The 21,110-nt window shown below is 73.0% G+C and carries 21 protein-coding genes; 9 read left to right on the top strand and 12 right to left on the bottom strand.

Annotated elements, in window-relative coordinates:
* Positions 1–35: 35 nt before the first annotated feature.
* Both AAHG09_RS22730 and AAHG09_RS22725 read right to left on the bottom strand, forming a co-directional pair.
* On the bottom strand, positions 36–746 hold the full coding sequence (locus AAHG09_RS22730; RefSeq protein WP_342109777.1) for a Crp/Fnr family transcriptional regulator: 711 nt from the start codon (positions 744–746) through the stop codon (positions 36–38).
* Between the two features lie 449 nt (positions 747–1,195).
* A complete protein-coding gene (locus tag AAHG09_RS22725; RefSeq protein ID WP_342109776.1) occupies positions 1,196–2,365 on the bottom strand; it encodes a YihY/virulence factor BrkB family protein in 1,170 nt (389 codons plus the stop codon).
* 195 nt (positions 2,366–2,560) lie between these two features.
* On the opposite strand from AAHG09_RS22725, the gene AAHG09_RS22720 reads away from it, so the two are divergent.
* Both AAHG09_RS22720 and AAHG09_RS22715 read left to right on the top strand, forming a co-directional pair.
* Complete coding sequence (locus tag AAHG09_RS22720) at positions 2,561–3,544, top strand: SDR family oxidoreductase (protein WP_342109775.1); 984 nt, start codon at positions 2,561–2,563, stop codon at positions 3,542–3,544.
* 138 nt (positions 3,545–3,682) lie between these two features.
* On the top strand, positions 3,683–4,471 hold the full coding sequence (locus tag AAHG09_RS22715) for a sigma-70 family RNA polymerase sigma factor (protein ID WP_342109774.1): 789 nt from the start codon (positions 3,683–3,685) through the stop codon (positions 4,469–4,471).
* 234 nt (positions 4,472–4,705) lie between these two features.
* On the opposite strand, the gene AAHG09_RS22710 is transcribed toward AAHG09_RS22715, so the two are convergent.
* The 3 genes from AAHG09_RS22710 to AAHG09_RS22700 all read right to left on the bottom strand — a co-directional run bounded on the left by AAHG09_RS22710 (position 4,706) and on the right by AAHG09_RS22700 (position 6,006).
* Positions 4,706–4,954 carry a hypothetical protein gene (locus AAHG09_RS22710; RefSeq protein WP_342109773.1) on the bottom strand — a complete coding sequence of 83 codons (249 nt, stop codon included), beginning with the start codon at positions 4,952–4,954 and terminating at the stop codon, positions 4,706–4,708.
* A 153-nt stretch (positions 4,955–5,107) separates the two neighbouring features.
* On the bottom strand, positions 5,108–5,413 hold the full coding sequence (locus AAHG09_RS22705; RefSeq protein WP_342109772.1) for a hypothetical protein: 306 nt from the start codon (positions 5,411–5,413) through the stop codon (positions 5,108–5,110).
* Between the two features lie 35 nt (positions 5,414–5,448).
* Complete coding sequence (locus AAHG09_RS22700) at positions 5,449–6,006, bottom strand: metallophosphoesterase (RefSeq protein ID WP_342109771.1); 558 nt, start codon at positions 6,004–6,006, stop codon at positions 5,449–5,451.
* A gap of 206 nt (positions 6,007–6,212) precedes the next feature.
* On the opposite strand from AAHG09_RS22700, the gene AAHG09_RS22695 reads away from it, so the two are divergent.
* Positions 6,213–6,854, top strand: coding sequence for a DNA-3-methyladenine glycosylase family protein (locus AAHG09_RS22695; protein ID WP_342109770.1), 642 nt, complete (start codon positions 6,213–6,215; stop codon positions 6,852–6,854).
* Positions 6,855–6,866: 12 nt separating this feature from the next.
* Here AAHG09_RS22695 and AAHG09_RS22690 read toward each other — a convergent pair whose 3' ends face one another.
* Positions 6,867–7,130, bottom strand: a complete 264-nt coding sequence (locus AAHG09_RS22690; RefSeq protein WP_342109769.1) for a hypothetical protein — start codon at positions 7,128–7,130, stop codon at positions 6,867–6,869.
* A 149-nt stretch (positions 7,131–7,279) separates the two neighbouring features.
* On the opposite strand from AAHG09_RS22690, the gene AAHG09_RS22685 reads away from it, so the two are divergent.
* The 4 genes from AAHG09_RS22685 to katG all read left to right on the top strand — a co-directional run bounded on the left by AAHG09_RS22685 (position 7,280) and on the right by katG (position 13,064).
* Complete coding sequence (locus tag AAHG09_RS22685; RefSeq protein ID WP_342109768.1) at positions 7,280–8,521, top strand: sensor histidine kinase; 1,242 nt, start codon at positions 7,280–7,282, stop codon at positions 8,519–8,521.
* Positions 8,522–8,833: 312 nt separating this feature from the next.
* Entirely contained in the window at positions 8,834–9,199 is a 366-nt protein-coding gene (locus tag AAHG09_RS22680) for a CCDC90 family protein (protein ID WP_342109767.1), read from the top strand.
* 121 nt (positions 9,200–9,320) lie between these two features.
* Positions 9,321–10,484 carry a hypothetical protein gene (locus tag AAHG09_RS22675; RefSeq protein ID WP_342109766.1) on the top strand — a complete coding sequence of 388 codons (1,164 nt, stop codon included), beginning with the start codon at positions 9,321–9,323 and terminating at the stop codon, positions 10,482–10,484.
* A 258-nt stretch (positions 10,485–10,742) separates the two neighbouring features.
* Positions 10,743–13,064, top strand: coding sequence for a catalase/peroxidase HPI (gene katG, locus AAHG09_RS22670; protein WP_342109765.1), 2,322 nt, complete (start codon positions 10,743–10,745; stop codon positions 13,062–13,064).
* A 237-nt stretch (positions 13,065–13,301) separates the two neighbouring features.
* Here katG and AAHG09_RS22665 read toward each other — a convergent pair whose 3' ends face one another.
* The 5 genes from AAHG09_RS22665 to AAHG09_RS22645 all read right to left on the bottom strand — a co-directional run bounded on the left by AAHG09_RS22665 (position 13,302) and on the right by AAHG09_RS22645 (position 18,205).
* Positions 13,302–13,976: a carbonic anhydrase gene (locus tag AAHG09_RS22665; protein ID WP_342109764.1), complete on the bottom strand. Its 675-nt coding sequence runs from the start codon at positions 13,974–13,976 to the stop codon at positions 13,302–13,304.
* 104 nt (positions 13,977–14,080) lie between these two features.
* Positions 14,081–14,398, bottom strand: a complete 318-nt coding sequence (locus tag AAHG09_RS22660) for a hypothetical protein (RefSeq protein ID WP_342109761.1) — start codon at positions 14,396–14,398, stop codon at positions 14,081–14,083.
* A gap of 370 nt (positions 14,399–14,768) precedes the next feature.
* Positions 14,769–16,682 carry a sensor histidine kinase gene (locus AAHG09_RS22655; RefSeq protein WP_412760075.1) on the bottom strand — a complete coding sequence of 638 codons (1,914 nt, stop codon included), beginning with the start codon at positions 16,680–16,682 and terminating at the stop codon, positions 14,769–14,771.
* Positions 16,683–16,924: 242 nt separating this feature from the next.
* The gene (locus tag AAHG09_RS22650) at positions 16,925–17,791 is read right to left on the bottom strand and encodes an alpha/beta hydrolase (protein WP_342109760.1); all 867 of its coding nucleotides are present in this window, start codon (positions 17,789–17,791) and stop codon (positions 16,925–16,927) included.
* 69 nt (positions 17,792–17,860) lie between these two features.
* Positions 17,861–18,205 carry a hypothetical protein gene (locus tag AAHG09_RS22645; RefSeq protein WP_342109759.1) on the bottom strand — a complete coding sequence of 115 codons (345 nt, stop codon included), beginning with the start codon at positions 18,203–18,205 and terminating at the stop codon, positions 17,861–17,863.
* A 159-nt stretch (positions 18,206–18,364) separates the two neighbouring features.
* Between AAHG09_RS22645 and argE the strand changes: the two genes are divergently transcribed.
* Together argE and AAHG09_RS22635 are read left to right on the top strand one after the other, a co-directional pair.
* The gene (argE, locus tag AAHG09_RS22640; RefSeq protein ID WP_342109758.1) at positions 18,365–19,564 is read left to right on the top strand and encodes an acetylornithine deacetylase; all 1,200 of its coding nucleotides are present in this window, start codon (positions 18,365–18,367) and stop codon (positions 19,562–19,564) included.
* A gap of 210 nt (positions 19,565–19,774) precedes the next feature.
* Positions 19,775–20,671 (top strand): polysaccharide deacetylase family protein, encoded by an 897-nt coding sequence (locus AAHG09_RS22635; RefSeq protein WP_342109757.1) that lies wholly within the window; start codon positions 19,775–19,777, stop codon positions 20,669–20,671.
* A 65-nt stretch (positions 20,672–20,736) separates the two neighbouring features.
* On the opposite strand, the gene AAHG09_RS22630 is transcribed toward AAHG09_RS22635, so the two are convergent.
* The gene (locus AAHG09_RS22630) at positions 20,737–20,991 is read right to left on the bottom strand and encodes a hypothetical protein (protein ID WP_243997257.1); all 255 of its coding nucleotides are present in this window, start codon (positions 20,989–20,991) and stop codon (positions 20,737–20,739) included.
* Positions 20,992–21,110 lie beyond the last annotated feature (119 nt).

The following is a 21,110-nucleotide window of genomic DNA, read 5'->3' as shown; positions in this document are numbered from 1 at the left end:
CGACGACCGGAGCCGCGGCGTATCGCCCGCTCCGGTCAGGCCGTCTGCAGGTAGGCGGGGTCGAACAGGCCCCGCTCCCGCAGGCCGTCCAGGTCGCGGATCGTCAGGCGCCGGCTGCGCAGGGCGATGAGGCCGCCGGTGCGCAGCTCCTTGAGGGTGCGGTTGATGTGGACGCTCGTCTGGCCGAGGGCGTCGGCGAGGTCCGGCTGGGTCACCGGCATGGGCAGCGTGGTCCCGTCCGCCAGCCCCGCCCAGGCGAGCCGCAGGTGCAGCTCGCAGAACAGGTGCGCCAGCCGCTCGATCGCCGAGCGGCGCCCCACGCTGGCGATCCACTCGCGGTGGATCGCCGTGGTGGTGAGCATCTCCCGCCACAGGCCCTCCTCGATGGCGGGCCGGCCGCGGACCGCGTCGCCGATCTGCTCGGGGGTGATCCGCGCGACCGTGACGGGGGTCAGCGCCCCGATGGCGTGGTCCATGCGCGCCCGGCGGTACACGAACGGATCGCACAGGTCCCCCGGCAGGAGCAGGGCGACGATCGCCCGGCGACCGTCCGGGAACTGCTTGTAGCGGCAGGCCCAGCCGTCGAGGATGAGGTGCGTGTGATACGGCTCGGTGTGCGGCCCCTCGATGTCCTGGCGGCCCGGGATGTGGCGGATGTGCTGGCGCGCGAGACCGTCGAGGATCGCCCGGTCCTCGGGCGTGAGGCCGACATGCCGCTCCATCTTCCTTACGAACGGATTCTCCACGCCCGCCTCCGGTCAGAGCGCGGCGATGCCGGCGGGGCGGGCACGAACCGGCCTCATGCCGCCGGCCCGGCCCGCATCCGCGGCTTCGCGGCTAAGCCGGACCCGGACCCGGACGGCCGGCGGACACGCGCGTCCGGCTCGGCGCACGGGGCGGCGTCGAAGATATCGATCAGGTTGTCAGGCACGGATATTTCAATCGGCACACGGCAGACGGTTTCCCAGAGCGCGGAGCCAGGATGTTCTTGATCTGCTTGTGCCCGGACCGGAAAAGCGCGCGCCAACCTGTGTTAGTATGCCCAGCGGGACCTTCACGCCGGGCGTGATACGTCGCAAAGCCTCGCCCGGTCCGGCAGCGGAACCCGTCATTGCTTGCGGCTGCCGGCGCTGAGCTGGCCCGTGACCTGCTCTGTGACCTGCTCTGTGACCTGCCCCGTGCGGGCCCCGGCGCGCTAGGTCGCGGCGGCCCCCACCGTATCGGCCATGCGCGCCCGGCGGGTGCCGAGCGGCTGCGGTTCGCCGACCGTGGTATCCTCGGCGGTCTGGTGCTCCATCTCGGCGTTCAGCTGGGCGCCGACCAGCACGATCATGGTCGAGAGCCAGATCCAGGTCATGAAGCCGATGGCCGCCCCGAGCGAGCCGTAGGTCTTGTTGTAGCTGCCGAAATGGGCGACGTACCAGGAGAACGCCAGCGACGCGGCGATCCACAGCACGGCCGCGAGCACGCTCCCCGGCGTGACCCAGCGCCAGCGCGGCGCGTCCCGGCTGGGGCCGTAGCGGTAGAGCAGGGCGAGCCCGCCCAGGACCGCCACGAGCAAAGCCGGCCAGCGCAGCAGCGTCAGCCACCACGCATCGGTGCCGAGGCCGATGAAGGCGAGCACCACCGGCAGGACCACGACCGCGGCCAGCGCCAGGACGAGGAACAGCAGCGCCCCCGCGGTGAAGCCGAGGGAGATGAGGTTGAGGACGATGACGTTCCGCTTCTCGCGTTCGTTGTAGACGAGGTTGAGCGCGTCGAAGACGTGCTTCACGCCGCCATTGGCGCTCCAGACCGACAGGGCGATGCCGAGGACCAGGCTGAACCCCAGCGTGGTGTCGCCCTGCGCGTTCAGGTGCTTGACCTGATCGCCGATGATCTCCAGCGCCCCCTGGGGCAGGATGCCCTGCAGGCTGGCGAGCTGCGCGTTGATGGTCGAGGCGTCGGCCACGAGGCCGTAGCACGAGACCAGGGCCGCCACCGCGGGGAAGATCGCCAGTAGGGTGAAGAAGGTGACGCCCGCCGCGATCAACGACAGGCGGTTCTCGCCGATGTCGCGGTAGGTGCGCAGGGCAATGTCCTTCCAGCCCTTGGCGGGGATCTCGGTGGGCGTCGCGGCCTTGCGCCCGCGATCGGCCTGGGTTTGGGCGACGACCTGCGCCGCGCCGCCCGCGTGCGAGGGGGAGGGCCGGCGCGCGCCGTCCTGGCCGGAGGCGGGATCCGAATCCCGGTCCCGGGCCGGCCCCGTCCGGCGCGGGAGGGCCACGAGGCCGATCAGCGCGGTGGCCAGCGCCAGCGTCCAGACCGTCGATGCGGGGCCCTGCGGGCCGACGGCCTCGGGGCGGGCGGGTTCGGGGGCTGGCATCGGCGGACCTCGGGCGGACGGGAGCAGGGAGCAGGCACGGCAGTCCGGCGCGCGACGGCGCGTTCGAAAAGCCGCAGCCGTCAGGGGGAACGCCCCATCGCGCGCTGCGGTTCGCCGTGCAGCCGCAGCCCATCGCACCCCATCCTCGCACCCCATCCTCACGCGGGCGATCGCAACCCAGCCTGGAGAACCGGCATGGCCCACCTGAACGGCCGCACCGTCGTCATCACCGGGGCGTCGAGCGGCATCGGCCGGGCCGCCGCCGAGGCCTTCGCGGCCCGGGGCGCCCGGGTGGTGCTCGCCGCCCGCCGGGCCGGGGTGCTCGATCGCCTCGCCCGGGACCTGTGCGCGGCCGGCGCCGAGGCCCTGGCGGTGCCCACCGACGTCACCGACCCGGAGGCCGTGGCGGCCCTGGCCGCCGAGGCCCTGCGCGGCTTCGGCGGGATCGACGTCTGGATCAACAACGCCGGCACCGGCGTGTTCGGCCCCCTGCTCGACGCGCCGCTCGACCTGCACCGGCAGACCATCGCGGTGAACCTGCTGGGCGCCATCCACGGGGCCTACGCGGTGCTGCCGCACTTCCTCGACCGCGGCCGGGGCACGCTGATCAACACGATCTCCATGGGCGGCTGGGCGCCGACGCCCTTCGCGGCCGCCTATACGGCGAGCAAGTTCGGCCTGCGCGGCTTCTCGGCGAGCCTGCGCCAGGAACTCGCCCGGCACCGGCACATCCACGTCTGCGGGGTGTTTCCCGCCATCGTCGACACGCCGGGCCTGGAGCACGGCGCCAACGTCACGGCCAAGCGGCTCAACCCCGGCCACCTGTTCTACGCCCCCGAGGCGGTGGCCGAAACCTTCCTCCGCCTCGTGCACCACCCCCGCGACGAGGTCGCGGTCGGCTGGCCGGCCCGCCTCGCGCAGGTCGGCTACGCGCTGGCCCCGTACCCGACCGAGCACCTGATGGGCTTCGGCTTCCGCCGCGCCCTGGACCGGGCCGATCCGGGCCCGCGCACCTACGGCGCCCTGCGCGAGCCGGTGCCGCAGGGGACCTCCGCCAGCGGGGGCATGCGCGCCGCCAAGGGCGTGCCCTCCGCGGGGACGCTGAGCGTCGGCCTCGCCGCCGCGGCAGCCTGTGCGGCCCTGCTGGCCGGGGTCGCGGCGGCACGGCGGCGGGCCTGACGCCCGAGGTCCCGCAGGGCCTCCGCGGCCGATTGGCGTTCGAACAAACCGCTAACCCATGTTGCGGCATGGGCCGCCCCGGCGCGCCACAACCGGTCCACGGGTCCGACCGGCCCGATCGCCGACGACCGGACCTGAATGCCCGCACCCGAAGGCTCATCCCGCCTCGATCCCGTCGCCGATCCTTTCGAGGACCCCGTCGAGGATGTCGCTCACGATGTGGCCGCCGCGGACCCCCGGCACGGCCTGCCGGAGGCGGTGCGCACGCATCTGGGCACCCTGCTCGGCCACGCCTACGACCGGATCGGCCCGGCGCAGGGGACCGCCTCGGACCGCTTCGCCGAGCTCCTGGCCCGGCTCGAGACCGCCCTCGCCCAGGCCGCGGGCGAGCGGGAGGCGACGTTCCGCGCCGGGCTGCTGGAGGTGGTGCCGGCGCTGCACCGCTTCGCCGTCTCGCTGACCCGCGACCCGGCGGCGGCCGACGACCTCGTGCAGGACACGCTGCTGCGCGGCTGGCGCGGCCGGGGCGGCTTCACCCCCGGCACCAACCTGGAAGCGTGGCTGTTCACGATCCTGCGCAACGTCTTCTACAGCCAGCACCGCAAGCAGGGCCGGGAGGTGGCGGATTCCGACGGCAACCACGCCGAGCGGCTGACCAGCATCCCCGAGCAGGGCGGACATCTCGACCTGCAGGACGTGCGTGCCGCCCTGGACCGGCTCGCGCCGATGATGCGGGAGGCGCTGGTCCTCGTGGCGATCGAGAACCTGAGCTACGAGGAGGCCGCCGCCGTGATGAACTGCCGGATCGGCACGGTGAAGAGCCGGGTCTGGCGCGCCCGGGAGCAGCTCGCCCGGATGCTCGGCTACAGCGGGGCCGAGATCGGCAATGACGGCGTCATGCTGTCGGTGACCGGCACCACGGCCTGACCGGCGCCCGCACCGGGCCGGGTTTTCAACGCCGAATATGAAAATTCGGCGCTTATCCGGATGTATTCGGCGCGGAATTTGACTTAGGTGAAAGCGCCCGGGTGCAGACCTGGGCGATATGAAGCGGGTTGGGTCGATCCGTCGGCTCGGCTCGGCTCCCGTCGGTGTGACATCCCCCCGATCCACCGATGGGAGCCCCCTTCAGGGGGCCCGTCGGCTCCCCGGGCCGGGCCGTCAGCCCGAAGCGCCCCCCGCCCGGTCCGCGTCGAGCTGCTGCAGCAGCTCCGCCAGCCGCGGATCCAGAGCCTCGTCGATCACCGGATCGTACAGCGCCCGCAGCTCGTGGCCGAGGCGCACGCGCGTCTGCGCGTCGAGGTTCGGACGGCCCGCGATCGGGACCACCCGCAGGGCGGGCTGTGTCCCGCCGGGGGCGGTCCGTGCGGCGGGTCTCGTGTCGGCGCGCTGCGGGTCGAACTGGGGCATGCCCCCTACATCGGCCCCGGCCCGGGCGACGGCAACCGTCCGGCACCACGGAGTTTTTCGAAGGTCCGGCTGTGCACCGGCCTTTTCGAGCCCGTTCCGGTTTCGAAAGCGGGTCCAGGCAGGGCCCTGGCGAGCAGCTCAGGGCCCGGGCTCTCAGGCGTCGTCCTCGGGCGCGAACACCTCGCCCGTCTCGGCCAGGACGGTGTCGGCCGTGTCGCGCGCGAGCGCGTCGTCGGCCGGCGCATCCGAATCGGCGCCGCCGAGCAGCCGCGTCATCGCGCGGTCCCCGCCGGGCGGCAGGGCCTGCCCCTGGCCGGCGAGGATCTGCCCGGCGCGGCGGCAGACCCGGTCCCGATCCGCCGGGTCCATCGCCGTAAAGGCGCTCCCGAGTCCGAGCTCGGTCCCGGCCTGGAGGGCGGCTTCGGCCCAGCCGGGCGGTGGCGCAGGTGTGTCGGTCATGGCGGTGCGGCCTCCTGAGGGAATCGGCATGGGAATCAGCGCTGACCGTGGGCGGCGAGTTCCTCCGGCACGAGGGTGGCCGCCGCCTGCCGCGCCAGGATCGCGTCGAGGGTGACCGGACGCCCCTCGCAGGCATCGACGCCGACGTCGCAGGACCGGGTCGTGTCGGCGAGCCAGCCGTGGCTGTGGCCGTAGAGGTGGCGCGTCTCCCGCCACAGGCCCGGCCAGGCCCGGTGCGCGTAGTGCGACAGGAACAGCCGGTGTTCCCGGCCCTCGGCGTCCGGAAGCGACAGGCGGGCGCTGTCCACGGGCGGCTCGGCCCAGGGCAGGTCCAGCACGCGGTTCGAATCGTGGTTGCCGCGGACGAGGCGCTTCGTCCCGTTGAGCCGGTCGAAGACGGCCGCGCAATGCGCGCGGCTCGCATGGGCGGCGAAGTCGCCGAGGTGCCAGACGCTGTCCCCGGGGCCGACGATCGCGTTCCACCGGGCGATCAGGGCCTCGTCGTGGGCCTCGATCGTGCCGAACCGGGGCCGTTGGTGCCGGAGGATGTGCGGATCGCCGAAATGCGTGTCCGCGGTGAAGAAGACCGTCATGACGCCCGCCCGATCGATTGCCCGCTGGCCGAGAGCCGTTTATCGAACGGGCTCAAGATCATAGCTCCACACGATGGCGATCATCTCGAACATCCTGGTTTCAAAGGGTCTGCGACCTTTTGCGGGTGCAGGGCAGCGCCCGGTCGTCGGGCTTCGCCCGACGCGCCAGGGCTTCGCCCCGGCACCCCACCGAGGGGCGTAGCCCTTTGGAACCCCTCGATCCCGCCATCCATGCCCATCTCCTGGCGGCGGCCGGCGCGTATCCGGCCCTGCGGGATGCCCTGGCGCGGACCGGCCCGATCCGGATCGCGCCGGCGGCGCATGCATGCGTGGCCGAGCGCCTGTTCGTCGCGGTGGTCAACCAGCAGCTCTCCACCCGGGCCGCCGGGGCGATCTGGGCGCGGATCGAGGCCGCCGCGGTCGCGGCCGCCTGCGATCCGCGCGGGCTGTTCGCGGCTGGCGACCCGGATCGCCTGCGGGCCTGCGGCCTCTCGGGCAACAAGGTCCGGGCCCTGCAGGCGATCGTCGCCGCCGAGGCGGCGGGCCTGCTCGGCCCGGAGCTGGCCGGGCTGCCGCATCCCGAGCGCGCCGCGATCCTGTGCGGCATCCGCGGCGTCGGCCCCTGGACCGCCGACATGGTCGGCATCTTCCATTTCCACGACCCCGACATCTGGCCGGAGGGCGACGTGGCGGCTGCGGGCTGCCTGCGCCGGCTGATCGGCCGGACCGACACGCGCGCGGTCGCGGCGGGCTTCGCGCCGTACCGCTCGATCCTGGCCCGCGCCCTCTGGCACATCAAGGATACGGGCCAGGAAGCAGGCCCCGCCGCGGAGGCGCCGCCCGCGTGACGGCCCTCGGCCTCAGCGGCCGACCTCCCGGCGCAGCGCCGCCACCATCGTCTCGACCGCCTGCTGCGCCGCCTCGCCGAGCTCGATATCGGTCTCGCCCGCGGTGACGAGGCCGCGCTCCTCCAGCTCCATCACGCCCTGCGGGTCGGCCTCGTGGCCGGCGCCGTCCTTGCGGATCACCGAGGTGACCCGCTCGCCGCTGACCAGCCGATGGTAGGCCGCGAAGGCGAAGATCGAGAGCGCCTTGTCGGAGAGTCCGTTCACGTCGTCGGCCATGCTGTGCGCTCCTCGCATCGGGTTCGACGGACGAACGCCGGCCGGACCCCGAGGGCTCCGGCCGGCGGCGGGGGTGCGACGACGGGTGCGGCGGCATCCGCACGCACGCGTCGCGCCGGGACGCCCTTCCTGCTAATCTGTCGGGATCCATGACCGCAAAACCCGACCTCACCGCCGTGGAACCCAGCCCCAGCGCGCCCCCCGAGCCCGCACGCCCCGATGCCGGGCACCCCGATCTGGATTACCGTCTGCGCCAGCAGATCATCCTGTCGGAGTTCGGCGTCGAGGCCCTGCGCGGGACCGATGTCGACCACCTGCTGCAGCGGGCCGCGGAGCTGTGCGCGGAGGGCATGGGCGCGGAGTTCTGCAAGGCCCTGGAATACCGGCCCGGCGCCGACACGCTGCTGGTGCGGGCGGGCGTCGGCTGGGGACCGGACGTGATCGGCAAGGCCCGGGTCGGCGCCGACCTCGCCTCGCCGGCGGGCTTCGCGCTGAAGACGGGCCGGCCGGTGATCTCGAACCACCTCGCGGACGAGACCCGCTTCCGCACGCCCCAGCTCATGGCCGAGCACGGCATCCGCCGGGCGATCAACGTGCTGATCGAGAACCGGGAGGGTGCCTTCGGGGTGCTGGAGGTGGACGACACCCGCGAGGGCATGTTCGCGGAGGCCGACATCGCCTTCATGCAGGGCTTCGCCAACCTGCTCGGCGGCGCCATCGAGCGCCAGCGCACCGAGAGCCTGCTGCGCGCGGCGCTCGCCCGCCAGGACCTGCTCGCCCGCGAGATGAGCCACCGGGTCAAGAACAGCCTCGCCATCGTGGCGAGCCTGCTCGCCCTCCAGGCCCGCGCCGCCGAGGCCGAGCCCGCCGTGCAGGCCGCCCTGACGGATGCGCGCAGCCGCGTCGAGGCGATCGCGGGGGTCCACGACCAGCTCTGGCGGCAGGGTGACGGGGAGGGGGAAGGCGTCCCGGGCGAGCTCGACCTCGCGCCGTTCCTCGAGAAGCTCGTGGCCAACCTCGCCGGCGGCCGTCCGGACCAGCGGATCGCCTGCGCGGCCGCCCCGTACCGGATCTCGGCCGACCGGGCGATCCCGATCGGGCTCCTGGTCAACGAACTCGTCACCAACGCGCTCAAATACGCCTACCCGCCGGACACGCATCCGGAGGGCGGCGAGATCCGGGTCCGGGCGGAGCCCCGGCCCGGCAGCCTCGTGGTCGAGGTGGCGGATGACGGGGTCGGGCTGCCGCCGGATTTCGAGATCGGGCGCGCCTCGAAGAGCCTCGGCATGCGGGTCGTCGGCAGCCTGACCCGCCAGCTCGGCGGCCAGCTCACGACGCCGGAGACGCCGCGGGGCGCCTGCTTCCGGCTGGAGGTGCCGCTGGGCACCTGAGCCGCGCAGGGCGATCGAGACGTACGATCCGCGCAGCGGACGATCACCGCCGCCCGGATCCGGCCCCTGTCGGCATCGCCCGAAAGATTGGACGTGTGACCAAGGCTAAAACCCTGGGCTGAGACTGTGTGTACGCATCCTTTTTTTCCGGGATCGGGACCTGATCCTTCAGGACGAGACCCTTGCACGTGATGCGCGCATCGCTAGGCTCACGGTCATTGCATCCGAACCGCCGCGCTGGCCGACCCCGATGACCGCCCCCGAGCCGCAGGCGATGGCGCAGAGGCCCGGTCACGGGCTGGGTCTCGGCGCATGACCGCCGTCGCCTTCGATACGCTCCGCTTCGTCCGCACGCTCCGCGAGAAGGCGAAGATGTCGCCGGAGCAGGCGGAGGGCTTGGCCGATGCCGTCTCGGAGGCGATCCAGAACGATCTGGCGACGAAGACCGACATCGCCATGGTCCGGACGGATATCGAGGCGCTGCGGCTCTCCACGAAGACCGATGTCGAGGCACTGCGGCTTTCCACGAAGGCCGACCTGCGCGAGGCGGAGCTGCGCCTGGAGGCCAGGATCGAGGCCACCAAGGGCGAGATCATCAAATGGGTGGTCGGCTCGATCGGGTTTCAGGCGCTCGTGATCGTCGGCGCGGTCGTGGCCCTCGCGCGGGGTCTGCACTGAGCCACGCGCGCCCGCCGGGCTCCCGGCTCGGAGGCGCGGATCATCCCGAAAGGCTCACGCCCGGCTTCCGGATCGAACCGCAGGGCTGGACAAACACCCCGTGCCGCCGCGATCTGGCGCGATGGCGCAACACGACACGACAGGGGCGGAGACCGGGGGCGGGGAGGGGACAGCCAAGGCCCTCGCCCGGCGGCTCCACGCCTTCCGGAGCCTCGGCGACAATTGCGAGTTCGGGTTCGTGCAGCGCTACGGCGGGGTCGAGCCCTCCGGCCTGCTGCGCTTCTCCTACACGCCGCTGGAGGACCTGATCCGCGGCCTGCGCTGCGGCTTCGCGGATTTCGGCGGGCCGGGTGACCTGCGCCTGTCGGTGAGCGCGGGCGGCACCTATTACTGCCACAGCCTCGCGTACAACATCTGGGCCAATACCGGGCACCCGGCCGGCTCGATCGCCCCGGAGGCGCTGCTGGAGCGGGAATACGGCCGGCTCGCCCATCTCAAGCGCAAGTTCCTGGACGAGCTCGCCGACGGCTCGAAGATCCTGGTGCGCAAGCTCGGCCGCGACGCGCCGGATTCCGGCTTCGCGCGCCTCGCCGAGGCGGTCCGGGCGCATGGGCCCGCGACGCTGCTCTGCGTCACCGAGGCCGGGCAAGCCTGGAGGCCGGAGCCCGTCCGGCGCGTCGGCGATCACCTGATCGCGGGACGGGTGCGCCGGTTCGCGCCGGCGGAGCAGGCCTGGGAACCCGATCTGGAACCCTGGATGCACCTCGTCGACGGGGCCTACGCGCTGGTTCACGGCGCAGGCCCGACCCGCCTGGGGGCCGAGGCCTTCCCGGAGGCGCTGGCGCTGTCGGGCCGCCTGCGCCGGCATGTCGGCCGCCACCGGGAGCCGGCGATCAGCGCCTTCACCCGGACGGTCGATCCGGCCGGGTTCGACCGGGACGCGATCCACGTGTTCTCGAGCTGGGTCTGGATCCCGGAGGATTTTTCCGGGACGCGCATCTTCGCGGCGGCCGGCTACGCCCGGCTCGGCTGGCGCGACGCCGACCTGTCGCGGCGCGGCTGCTGGCAGCGCGTCTGGGCCGCGGGACGGCTGCGCCCCGAGGTCACGGCCGAGCCGATCGGCCTCGGCATGGTGGGAACCCGCCGGGACGGCTTCTGGTCGATCGGCGCGCGCTTCGCCGTGGGCCCGATCCCCGGGGATGCCCCCGAGCCCGCCCTGCCGAGGCCGCCGGCCCGGTTTCCGGGCCAAAACCTCCTCGCCCGGCTGCGGCCGCGGTTTCCCTGACGATCGGGCAAAATGCCGCTGCCGGCCGGCCAAGCCACCGGCCCGGCCATGGGCTTGGTCGCCGGAACGTGACGCCGGGCGACACCCGCGCAGCCCGCGGCGGGCCGGGAGGCCCTTGATTTCCGGGGCCGCGGCCAGATTTCGCCGGGAGTCTGAACGTTGACAGACACCGACCGCCGTCGGGCGCCTCGCCCGCCGCGTCCTCCGGGACTGTGGCGCAGGCCGTCCGCGCCGGTCGCGCGAGACAGGGGATTCCCGATGGACGACATGCGGATCGACAAGACCAACACCGAGACGTTCGAGATGAAGGGCCAGTGTCCCTTCGGGGGCGACCGGATCGGCGGTGCCTTCGGCGGCCGCCCTGCCCTGGAGAACTGGTATCCCCATCGCCTGCGGGTCGAGCTGCTGCACCAGAACGGGCTGGCCGCCGATCCGCTGGGCCCGGATTTCGACTACGCCGCCGAGTTCGCCAAGATCGACCTCAACGCGCTCAAGGACGACATCAAGCAGTTCCTGACCTCGTCGGTCGCGTGGTGGCCGTCCGACTACGGCAATTACGGGCCGCAGATGATCCGCATGGCCTGGCACTCGGCCGGCACCTACCGGATCGCGGACGGGCGGGGCGGCGCCGGCACCGGCATGCAGCGCTTCGCGCCGATCTCCAGCTGGTGGGACAACGGCAACACCGACAAGTCGCGCCGCCTCCTGCAGCCGATCAAGCACAAGTACGGCAACGCCCTGTCGTGGGCCGACCTGATGGTGCTCACCGGCAATTGCGCCCTGGAGATCATGGGCCTGCCGACCTACGGCTTCGCCGGCGGCCGGCTCGACGCCTGGGAGGCCGACAACGCCACCTACTGGGGGCCCGAGGTGGTCGACATGGGCAGCGTGTCGAGCTTCGACGACATGGTGAACCGCGACAAGCGCTGGCGCGGCAAGAACGGCGATGCCGACTACGACCTGGAGAACCCGCTGGCCGCCTCCCACCAGTCGCTGATCTACGTGAACCCGGAGGGGCCCTACGCGAACGGCGACCCGCAGGGTTCGGCGAACGACATCCGCGTCACCTTCACCCGCATGGCCATGAACAACGAGGAGACGGTGGCGCTGATCGCGGGCGGCCACGCCTTCGGCAAGAGCCACGGCATGACCCCCGCCAAGGAGATCGGCCCGCCGCCCGAGATGGCGCCCATGGAGGCGATGGGCCTGGGCTGGCACAACCCGCGAGGCGCGGGCTCCGGCAAGGACACGATGACCAACGGCATCGAGGGCAGCTGGACCCCCGATCCGACCCAGTGGGACAATGCCTACCTGGAGAACCTCTTCAAGTACGAGTGGGAGCAGACCAAGAGCCCGGCCGGCGCCCTGCAGTGGACCCCGAAGGACCCGAATGCGCCCAAGACCCCCGACGCGCATGTCGAGGGCCAGATGCACCCGCTGATGATGATGACCTCCGACATCGCCCTCAAGGTCGATCCGGAGTACCGCAAGGTCTGCGAGAAGTTCTTAGGGGATTTCGACGCCTTCACGCAGGCCTTCTCGAAGGCGTGGTACAAGCTCACCCACCGCGACATGGGGCCGAAGCACCGATACCTCGGCCCGGAGGTGACGATCGAGGACGGGCTCCTGTGGCAGGACCCGCTGCCCGACGCCGCCTACGCGCCGGTCGGCGAGCCCGAGATCGCCGCGCTGAAGCAGGCGATCCTCGACAAGGGCCTGTCGGTCTCGGACCTCGCCTTCACGGCCTTCTCGGCGGCCGCGACCTACCGCGACAGCGACAAGCGCGGCGGCGCCAATGGTGGGCGGCTGGCGCTGGCGCCCCAGAAGGACTGGGCGGTCAACCGCAGGGCCGCCCCGGTGGTCGAGGCCCTGCGCGGGGTGATGACGGCGTTCAACGATCGCCGCAGCGACGGCAAGCGGGTCTCGCTCGCCGACCTGATCGTGCTCGGGGGCTGCGTCGCCGTGGAGAAGGCGGCCTCGGAGGCCGGCGCCGCAATCCCGGTGCCGTTCACCCCGGGCCGGGTCGACACCACGCAGGAGCTCACCGACATCGAGATGTTCGAGTGGCTGAAGCCCGTGGCGGACGGGTTCCGCAACTACGTCGCTGACGGGTTCGGGTCGGTGGCCCGCAACGTCTCGCCGGAGGAGCTGTTCCTCGACAAGGCCAACCTGATGACCCTGACGGCCCCGGAATGGGCGGTCCTGACCGCCGGCCTGCGGGCCCTGAACGCCAACCACGACGGCGGACGCCACGGCGTCTTCACCGACCGGGTCGGCGTGCTGAGCACGGACTTCTTCAAGGCGGTGACCGACACCGACCTCGTCTGGGAGAAGGCCGACGCGGAGGGCATGACCTTCACGCTCAAGGACCGGGCGACGGGTCAGCCGAAGTACCAGGCCACGCGCAGCGACCTTGTGTTCGGGTCGAACGCGCAGCTGCGCAACATCGCGGACGCCTATGCGGGCCGCGACGGGGAGGCGCGGTTCGTCAGGGACTTCGTCCGGGTCTGGGACAAGGTCATGATGCTCGACCGCTACGACGTGAAGGGCCACAAGCGCTACGCGCCCATGGCGGCCTGAGATCGGGCAGCTCTCTCTCCTCCCCCTTGTGGGGAGGAGTTTGGGGATCGCAGATCCCGCGTGGGGGTGGTGCAGACGGCACCGTCACGTTCGATCCTGCACCGCCCCCACCCCTGGCCCCTCCCCACAAGGGGGAGGGGAAAAGCGCTGTCATTTCAGCGCGTTGACGTCAGACTTAAAAGTGTAAATCCGCAAGGCCCGCAGGCGGGAGGGGAAGAGAGGACCGGCGCCGCCCGCTCAGGCCGCCCGCCGGTGGCTGCCGCCGGACGCCTGGGCCACCGGCATGTCGGCCTCCGCGATCGGCCGGAAGCGGCCGTCCGTGCCGTCATAGGCCAGGAGGGCGCCGGTCTCGATCTCGAAGAACCAGCCGTGCAGGCGCAGCGTCCCCTTGGCCAGCGCGGCCGCGACGCTCGGATGCGTGCGCAGGTTGGCGAGCTGCACCACCACGTTCTCCAGCGCCAGGGCGTGGTGGCGGGCCGTCTCGTCCATGTCCTCCGGATAGGCCTCGCAGACGATCCGCTCGGCGGCCTCCGCGTGGCGCAGCCAGGCCGCGACCGCGGGCATCCGCGCCAGCGCGTCCCGGTGCATCAGCCCGTGCATCGCGCCGCAATCGGAATGGCCGCAGACCACGATGTCGCGCACCTTGAGGGCCACCACGGCGTACTCGATCGCTGAGGACACGCCGCCGATCACGTCGGAGGCCGGGGGCACGATGTTGCCGGCGTTCCGGCAGACGAACAGCTCGCCCGGCCCAGCCTGGGTGATGTGCTCCGGCGAGACCCGGGAATCCGCGCACGCAATGATCAGCGCGCTCGGGTGCTGACCGTCGCGCACGAGCTGCTGGTACATCGCGCGCTGGCCGGGGAAGACGGTGCCCTGGAAGCTGGCGATGCCCTGGACGAGGTTGTTCATGAGCGGATCCCTGACACGGGCGGAAGCGGGGGAAGGAAGCGGGGAAGGAAGCGGGGAAGGGGCGGGGAGGGCCGGCCGGGCCGTGGCCCGGCGGCCGGATAACGTCAGCGCAGGACCTGACGGCGCGGCGCGGTGCCGGAGGCCCAGTGGGGCTCGACCGGGCGGCGGACCATCGCGGCCCCGGCCCGCTCGTGGAGCATCGGCGCCCCGAGGATCTGGCCGGTGCCCAGGCGCTGCGAGTGGAGCGAGCGCGGATCGTGGTGGGGATCGCTGACGTAGGAGCTCATATGGCCGCCGCCGGCGACCTGGCGGCTCCCGCCGCCGCCCTCGCCGGCCTGCGCCGCAAGGGGCGCCGCGACGGCGGCGGCCAGGGCGGCGAGGCCGAGGGCCGGGCGGAGGAGGGAGAGGGGGCGTGCGCGCATCGTCGTGTCTCCATGTCTGGTCTGGCTCTGCGGACGACCGGGCGTCGCCGCTGATGTCGTGAACATAGGCATGACCAGACCGGACCGATGTGCGTCTAAGCACAGTAGAATTGGGAGAAATTTAATCCTTGGCTCAAGTATTACTGTGTGCGTAGGCGCACGTTGAAATACATCCGCCCGCGGCAGCGGGATTACGCCGCACGATGGGATTGCGTCGTGCGGCTGCGCGTAGCGGCGAAGACTTCCGGACGGCAGACGCTTCGTGCCGTGTCATCAGGAGGGCTGAGCAGCCTCTGCTTCGCCCCTGCGCTCGGAAGCAGGTCAGTAGACCCCCCTGTCCGAACGCGCTCCCACTCGGGAGGCGCCCCGCCTAAGCGCGCCCGGCCCGGAGGCGCCGCGGCGCCGGCCCGGTCTCCGCGCAGCCCGCGGGCAGGGGGCTCGCCGCCGCGTAGACGAGACCCTCGGCCGCGTAGGTCAGGCTCGCGGTGTTCCGCCCCGCAAAACCCCGCTCCAGCAGGCGCGTGCCGAACCCCATCCGGGACGGCGGCACGACCGGGGGACCGCCGCGCTCGCGCCAGGTCATGCGCAGGGTCCGGCCCTCCGGAGCGCTCTCCAGCGTCCAGGCCAGGGCCACGCGGCCGCCCGGGACCGACAGGGCGCCGTGCTTGACCGCGTTGGTGCACAATTCGTGCAGGATCATCGTGAGCGCCAGAGCTCCCTCGGGCGGCAGCCGCAGGTCCGGCCCGTCCAGGGCGACGCGCGGGACCCGGCCGGGGCCGGGCTCGCCCTGGAAGGGGCGCACCGCCTGGTCGGCCATCCCGCGCAGGTCCGCGCTCGCCCAGCTCTCCCGGGTCAGGATGTCGTGGGCGCGCGACAGGGCGAGCAGGCGGGCCTCGAAGGCGTCGCGCCCGGCGACGGCGCCGCCGCCGAGATCCTTGAGGCTCTGCGCCGCCATCGACTGCACGGTGGCCAGGGTGTTTTTCACCCTGTGGTTGAGTTCGTCGATCAGCAGCCGGTGGGCCTCGCCGCGGCGGGCGAGCTCGTCCGCCGCATGGCCCAGGGCATCGGCGATCAGCGCGCCCTCGCGCACCAGGGAGCGGGGCAGGGGCGGCAACGGCCGGTCGCTGCCGAGGGCGCCGGCGGCCAGGGCCAGCTCCCGCAGGGGCCGGGCGATCAGGCCGGCGAGCAGCCAGGCGAGCAAAGCCGCCGCGAGGGCCACGGCGCTGCCCGCCATCAGGATGCGCCGGCGCAGGGCGGCGGCCGGTGCCAGGGCCCGGTCGGCGGTCTGGCGCACCACCACCTGCCAGCCGAGCCCGGGATAGTCCCGGTGTCCGGCCGTGGCGGCGCGGGCGCTGAGATAGGACGCGGTCGAATCGGGCCACAGGCCGACCCGGCTCGCGCCCTGCGGATCGAGGGGCCGCCCGCCGGTCAGCACATCCGCGGGGAGGGGGGAACCCTGCAGGGCGGCAGGCCCGAGCAGCACGCTGCCGTCGCGCGCCAGGATCAGGATCTCGGCCCCGGCGCGATGGCCGCGGAACGCGCCTTCGAGCAGGCGCGCCATGTCGCGCGCCCAGGTCCAGTCGAGATGGGCGGCCAGCACCCCGACAGGCTGGCCATCCGCACCCCGCACCGGGGCCGCGAGGTCGAGGAGACGCAGGGGCTCCCGCGCGGTCGGGCTCTGCAGGAGCTTCGCCGGATGCACGTCGCCCACGAAGGGCTTCTCGCGGCCGGCGCGGAAATAGTCGCGGCCGGAGACGTCCGCCCCCTCCAGGGCGCCGGTGCTGGTCACCGCGACGCGCCCGTCCGCGTCGATCAGGCCGATGATCGAGTAGGCCGGGTAGGTCGCCTGCAGCCGCGCCATCAGGGCGCGCTTGGCCGCCGTGCCGGACCGCGGATCGCGCAGGCTGTCGGAGGCGGCGGCGATCTGGATGTCGCGCCAGCGCTCGAACATGCCGAGATCGAGGCTGCGGGCCATCTGGCCGGCGATCTCGGCGAGCTGGCCGCCGACCTCCGCCTCGAGCCGGGCGGTCGCGTCGCGGCTCACCAGGGCGGCCAGCACCAGGGTGGCGAGCAGGCCGAGGGTGCCGAAGCCCAGCGCCAGCACCACGCGCAGCCGGGGCACCGGCCATCCGCGGCGCAGGCCGGTGCGGATGCGGGCATCGGCCCCCGAATCGGCCCCCGAATCGGCCCCGGGATCGACCGAGGGATCGACCGAGGGCTGAACCCGGGGCTCGGCCTGACCGGCCGGGGCTTCGGACAGAGGTGGGGCCGTCGGAGGCAGCACGGCAGCAGGGGCGTCCGATCGCGCGAAAACCCGCATCCGATCCCCCCTCGGATCCGGCCGACCCCGCCGGAGACCGCGCCCGCCGAACCGGTTCGGCGCCCCGTCGTCCCGATGCCTGTCTCACCATGGGACAGGGCGCTCAGCAAGGTGCGATCGTCATCCGGCAGCTCGGAATCTCTATCCCCAGTTGCAAATATGACTCGACATGTCCGGGGTCGTCAGCCGCGTCGTCACCCTCCTCGTCAGCCCCCGAGCAGGGCGTGCGCCGCCCGCACCAGGATCCCGTCCGGCCGGCGCAGGGCGTCGAGCACGGAGAAATGCTCGGCCCCGGCCACGGGCAGCAGGGGGCCGGGGGCATGGGCCGCCGCCCGCAGGGCGTGGAGGTTGCGGGCGTCGTGGATCAGCGCGGGCAGCTCGGCCGTGCCGTAGGCGATGCACAGGGGCTTTGGGCAGACCGGCCGGCGCAGGGGCGAGAGGGTCTCGATCTCCGCGTCGGTCAGGGCGAGCTTGGCGTCGAGATAGGTCTCGCGGATGGGCGCGAGGTCGTAGACGCCCGAGATGGCGAGACCCGCCGCCACGGCCGGGTGGCCGAGCTGCAGCGCGGCGAGCAGCCCGCCCGCCGACCAGCCCGACAGGACGAGCGGGCCGCGGATCCCCTGCCCCGGCCCCTGCGCGGCCAGCCAATCGAGGGCCGCCCCGATCTCGGCCGCGATCCGGGTGAGGCTCGCCTCCGGGGCGAGGGTGTAGCCGACCATCGCCACCGACCAGCCGGCGGCGTTGGGGCCTTGCGCGAAGCAGGCGAACAGCTCCCGGGCGCCCCGCTGCCAGTAGCCCCCGTGCAGGAAGACGAGGCAGGGCGCCGTGCCGTCCCGGGCCGGATAGAGGTCGACGGCGTTGCGGGGCCCCGGGCCGTAGGGCCGGTCGAGGGCCCCCGGATGCGCGGCCCGGTAGGCCGCCGAGGCGGCGTCCCGGGCGGCGACCCGCTGCGCGCTGTCGGCCACCGCGCGGGTGTTGTCGTAGCAGGCGTCCCGGGCGTCGGGATCGAGGGACGCCCAGCGGCGGCGCGGATCCGCCGGGGTCGGATCGTCGAGGCGGAACGCTTGAACCATTGTGGGTTGTCTCCGGCACCTCCCGGCTCGCACACCATGGCAGGGTGGGGGAGCCGGGTCGAGGTGGGTTCAGAAGCCGGGGGGCGCCCCGGGAATCGTGCCGCCGTAGCCCCAGCCGGTGAAGGGCGGGGCCGCCACCCGCTCCCGCGTGGCCGGGGCGAAGATCCGGGCGAGCGGCCGGGCCTGCTGCCAGGACTCTTGCCACCCCTGCCAGTCCCGGAGCCGGTCGCGGGCGGCCATCCGGGCGATCGTGCGGTCGGTGTCGGTCGCGTGGCGCGGGTGGTGCCGGTGCGGGCGGGCCTTGGCCGGGGCGGGCAGCAGCGCCGCCAGAACCGGGAGGGCGACGATCGGCAGGGCAAGGATCGACAGGGCACGAATCGGGAGGGCGAAGAGGGCCCGGGGCGACGGGGGCATGCGATGGGCTCGGGGCAAGTTCGGGGCAGGTCCGGGGCGGGCCCGGCGGGGGAGGGGCCTTGCGGCAGCTACGCGACACAGGCCGCTCCGGTTCCGGGATCCCCGGCGGCCCGAAAACCCCGTACACAGCTGTCTGTCCCGGAACGAGTCGCGCGGTCCATGCCAGAATCCGATCCCTCCACCGCCCTGCCCCCCGCCGACGCCCCCGATCCCGCGGCGCTGCTGGCCACCCTCGTCGGGTTCGACACGGTGAGCGACCGTTCGAACCTGCCGCTGATCGACTGGGTGGAGGCCTATGGCCACCGCCACGGCGCCGCGGTGGAGCGGGTGCCGGACGCCACCGGCCAGAAGGCGGCGCTGCTCCTCAGCGTCGGCCCGTCCGCGGACCGCCCCGGCTACGTTCTGTCCGGCCACAGCGACGTGGTGCCGGTGGAGGGCCAGCCCTGGTCGTCGGACCCGTTCACCCTCCGGGAGGAGGGGGGGCGGCTCTACGGGCGGGGCACCTCCGACATGAAGGGGTTCCTGGCGGTCTGCCTCGCGCTCCTGCCCGAGATGGTCGCGGCGGATCTCGCGACCCCGCTCCACCTCGCGATCTCGTACGACGAGGAGGTCGGCTGCCTGGGCGTGCGCCCGCTGATCGCCCGGATGCTGGAGCGCTACCCGACGCCGCTCGGCTGCTTCGTGGGCGAGCCGACGGGCCTGGAGGTGGTGGTCGGCCACAAGGGCAAGTCCGCCGCCCGCCTCACCTTCCGGGGCCGGGCCAGCCATTCGGCGCTCGCGCCCCAGGGGGTCAACGCGGTGGAATACGCCGCCCGGTTCATCGAGCACGTCCGGCTGTCCGCGGAGGCGCTGGCCCGGGACGGCGCCCGCGACGACCTCTACGACGTGCCCCACACCACCGGCCTGTCGAGCGTGATCCAGGGCGGCGCGGCGCTCAACATCGTGCCCGACACCTGCCACGTCAGCTTCGAGTACCGGGCGATCGGCGCGGACGATGCCGGGGCGCTGGCCGCGTCGGCGATCGCCTACGCCACCGACACGCTGGCGCCGCTGATGCGGGCCGTGGACCCGGCCTGCGGGGTCACGGTCGAGCCGCTGATCGACTATCCGGGCCTCGACACCGACCCGGAGGCGCCGGTCGTGACCCTGGCCAAGCGGCTCGCCGGCCGCAACAGCCACGCCAAGGTTTCGTACGGCACGGAGGGCGGGCTGTTCGAGCGGCTCGGCGGCGTGCCCGCGGTGGTGATCGGCCCCGGCTCGATCGCCCGCGCCCACCGGGCCGACGAGTACGTGACCCGGGCCGAGCTCGACGCCTGCGCGGGCTTCCTACGCCGCCTGATCGCGACGTGCCGGGCCTGAGGTCTGGGGATCCCAAAGGACGAGTCCTTTGGTGGGGCGTCGGGGTGAAACCCCGACATACGGATCCCGGACCCCCGAGAAGGGGGTCCGGGATCCGTACCGCAGGGCTCTGCCCTGCACCCGCGAAAGGTCTCGACCTTTCGAAACCATGACCTTCGCCGGTGCGCCGCCCTATCTCGCGGGGATCTGATCCGAACCCCGGACCCTGCGATGGACGATGCCCGACACGGCCGCTACGGCTACAGCGCCCTGCCCGACCGCCCGGTCTACGACTGGCCCGGCGGGCGGCGGCTCGCCGTCTATGTCGCGCTGAACCTCGAGACCTTCGATTTCGGCACGGGGCTCGGCGCCGAGCTGGCCCCGGGCGGCCCGCAGCCCGACGTGCTGAACTACGCCTGGCGGGACTGGGGCAACCGGGTCGGGGCGTGGCGGCTGCGCGACACCTTCGACGCCCTGGGCCTGCCGGCGAGCGTCCTGGCGAACAGCCGGCTCTACCGGGACTGCCCCGGCCTGATCGAGGCCTTCCGGGCGCGGGGCGACGAGATCGTCGGCCACGGCCGCACCAATGCCGAGCGGCAGGGCACGCTGCCGGAGGCGGAGGAGCGCACCCTGATCGCGGAGGCGACCGCGATCCTCACCCGGGCGGAGGGGCGGGCGCCCGCGGGCTGGCTCGGCCCGTGGATCTCGCAGTCCCGGGTCACGCCCGACCTCTTGGCCGAGGCCGGCTACCGCTACCTGCTCGACTGGTGCCACGACGACCAGCCGACCTGGATGGCGACCCGCGGCGGGGGTAAGATCCTCGCGGTGCCCTACCCCCAGGAGCTGAACGACATCCCGGCGATCGTCGCCCGCAAGGAGACCGGCCGCCAGTTCGCCGACGCGATCGTCGACGCCTTCGACGAGATGCTGGAACAATCCGCGGCGGCGCCCCTGGTGATGGGGATCGCGCTCCACCCCTACATCGTCGGGCAGCCCCAAAGGCTGCGGCCCCTGCGGGCGGCGCTCGCCCACATCGCGGCCCACCGGGACCGGATCTGGCTCACCACGGCAGGGGCGATCGCCGAACAAGCCTACGCGGCCGCATCACGGTATCCCGAAGGGCGATAGCCCTTGGGCGGGGTGTCGGGGCCGAGCCCCGACGCTCAGGCCCCGACGCTCGGGTCTCGCCCGATTCAGTCCGGGATCGCGAAGCCGATCGACAGGCACAGGGCCGCCACGGCGGTCAGCGCCACGGCGGCCTGCCGGACCTGATGCCAGCGCGCATGGCGCGCGCGCTCCTCCGAGCTCGCGCCCAGCTGCAATTCGTCCTCGAACCCCCTCACGAAGGCGTCGAAGCTCGGGAAGGCCCGCCGCGCGAGCCACAGCCACACGCCGACGGCGACCAGGCTGATGGCCCAGCCCCCGTAGGTAAACGCATCGTCCAACATCCGGCGCCGCCTCGAGGCTACGCCCCCCTCGTCGCGTAGTTTACGGCAGGTTCCCGTAATCGCCTAGATGAAACAACACCACACCGCGCCAAGACCGTGTTTCCGGATGTATCCGGCCC

Source organism: Methylobacterium guangdongense, from assembly GCF_038442355.1.
Classification (GTDB): domain Bacteria; phylum Pseudomonadota; class Alphaproteobacteria; order Rhizobiales; family Beijerinckiaceae; genus Methylobacterium; species Methylobacterium guangdongense.
The sequence above is the reverse complement of the archived record's forward strand: the minus strand, read 5'-3'. Positions and strand labels throughout refer to the sequence as shown.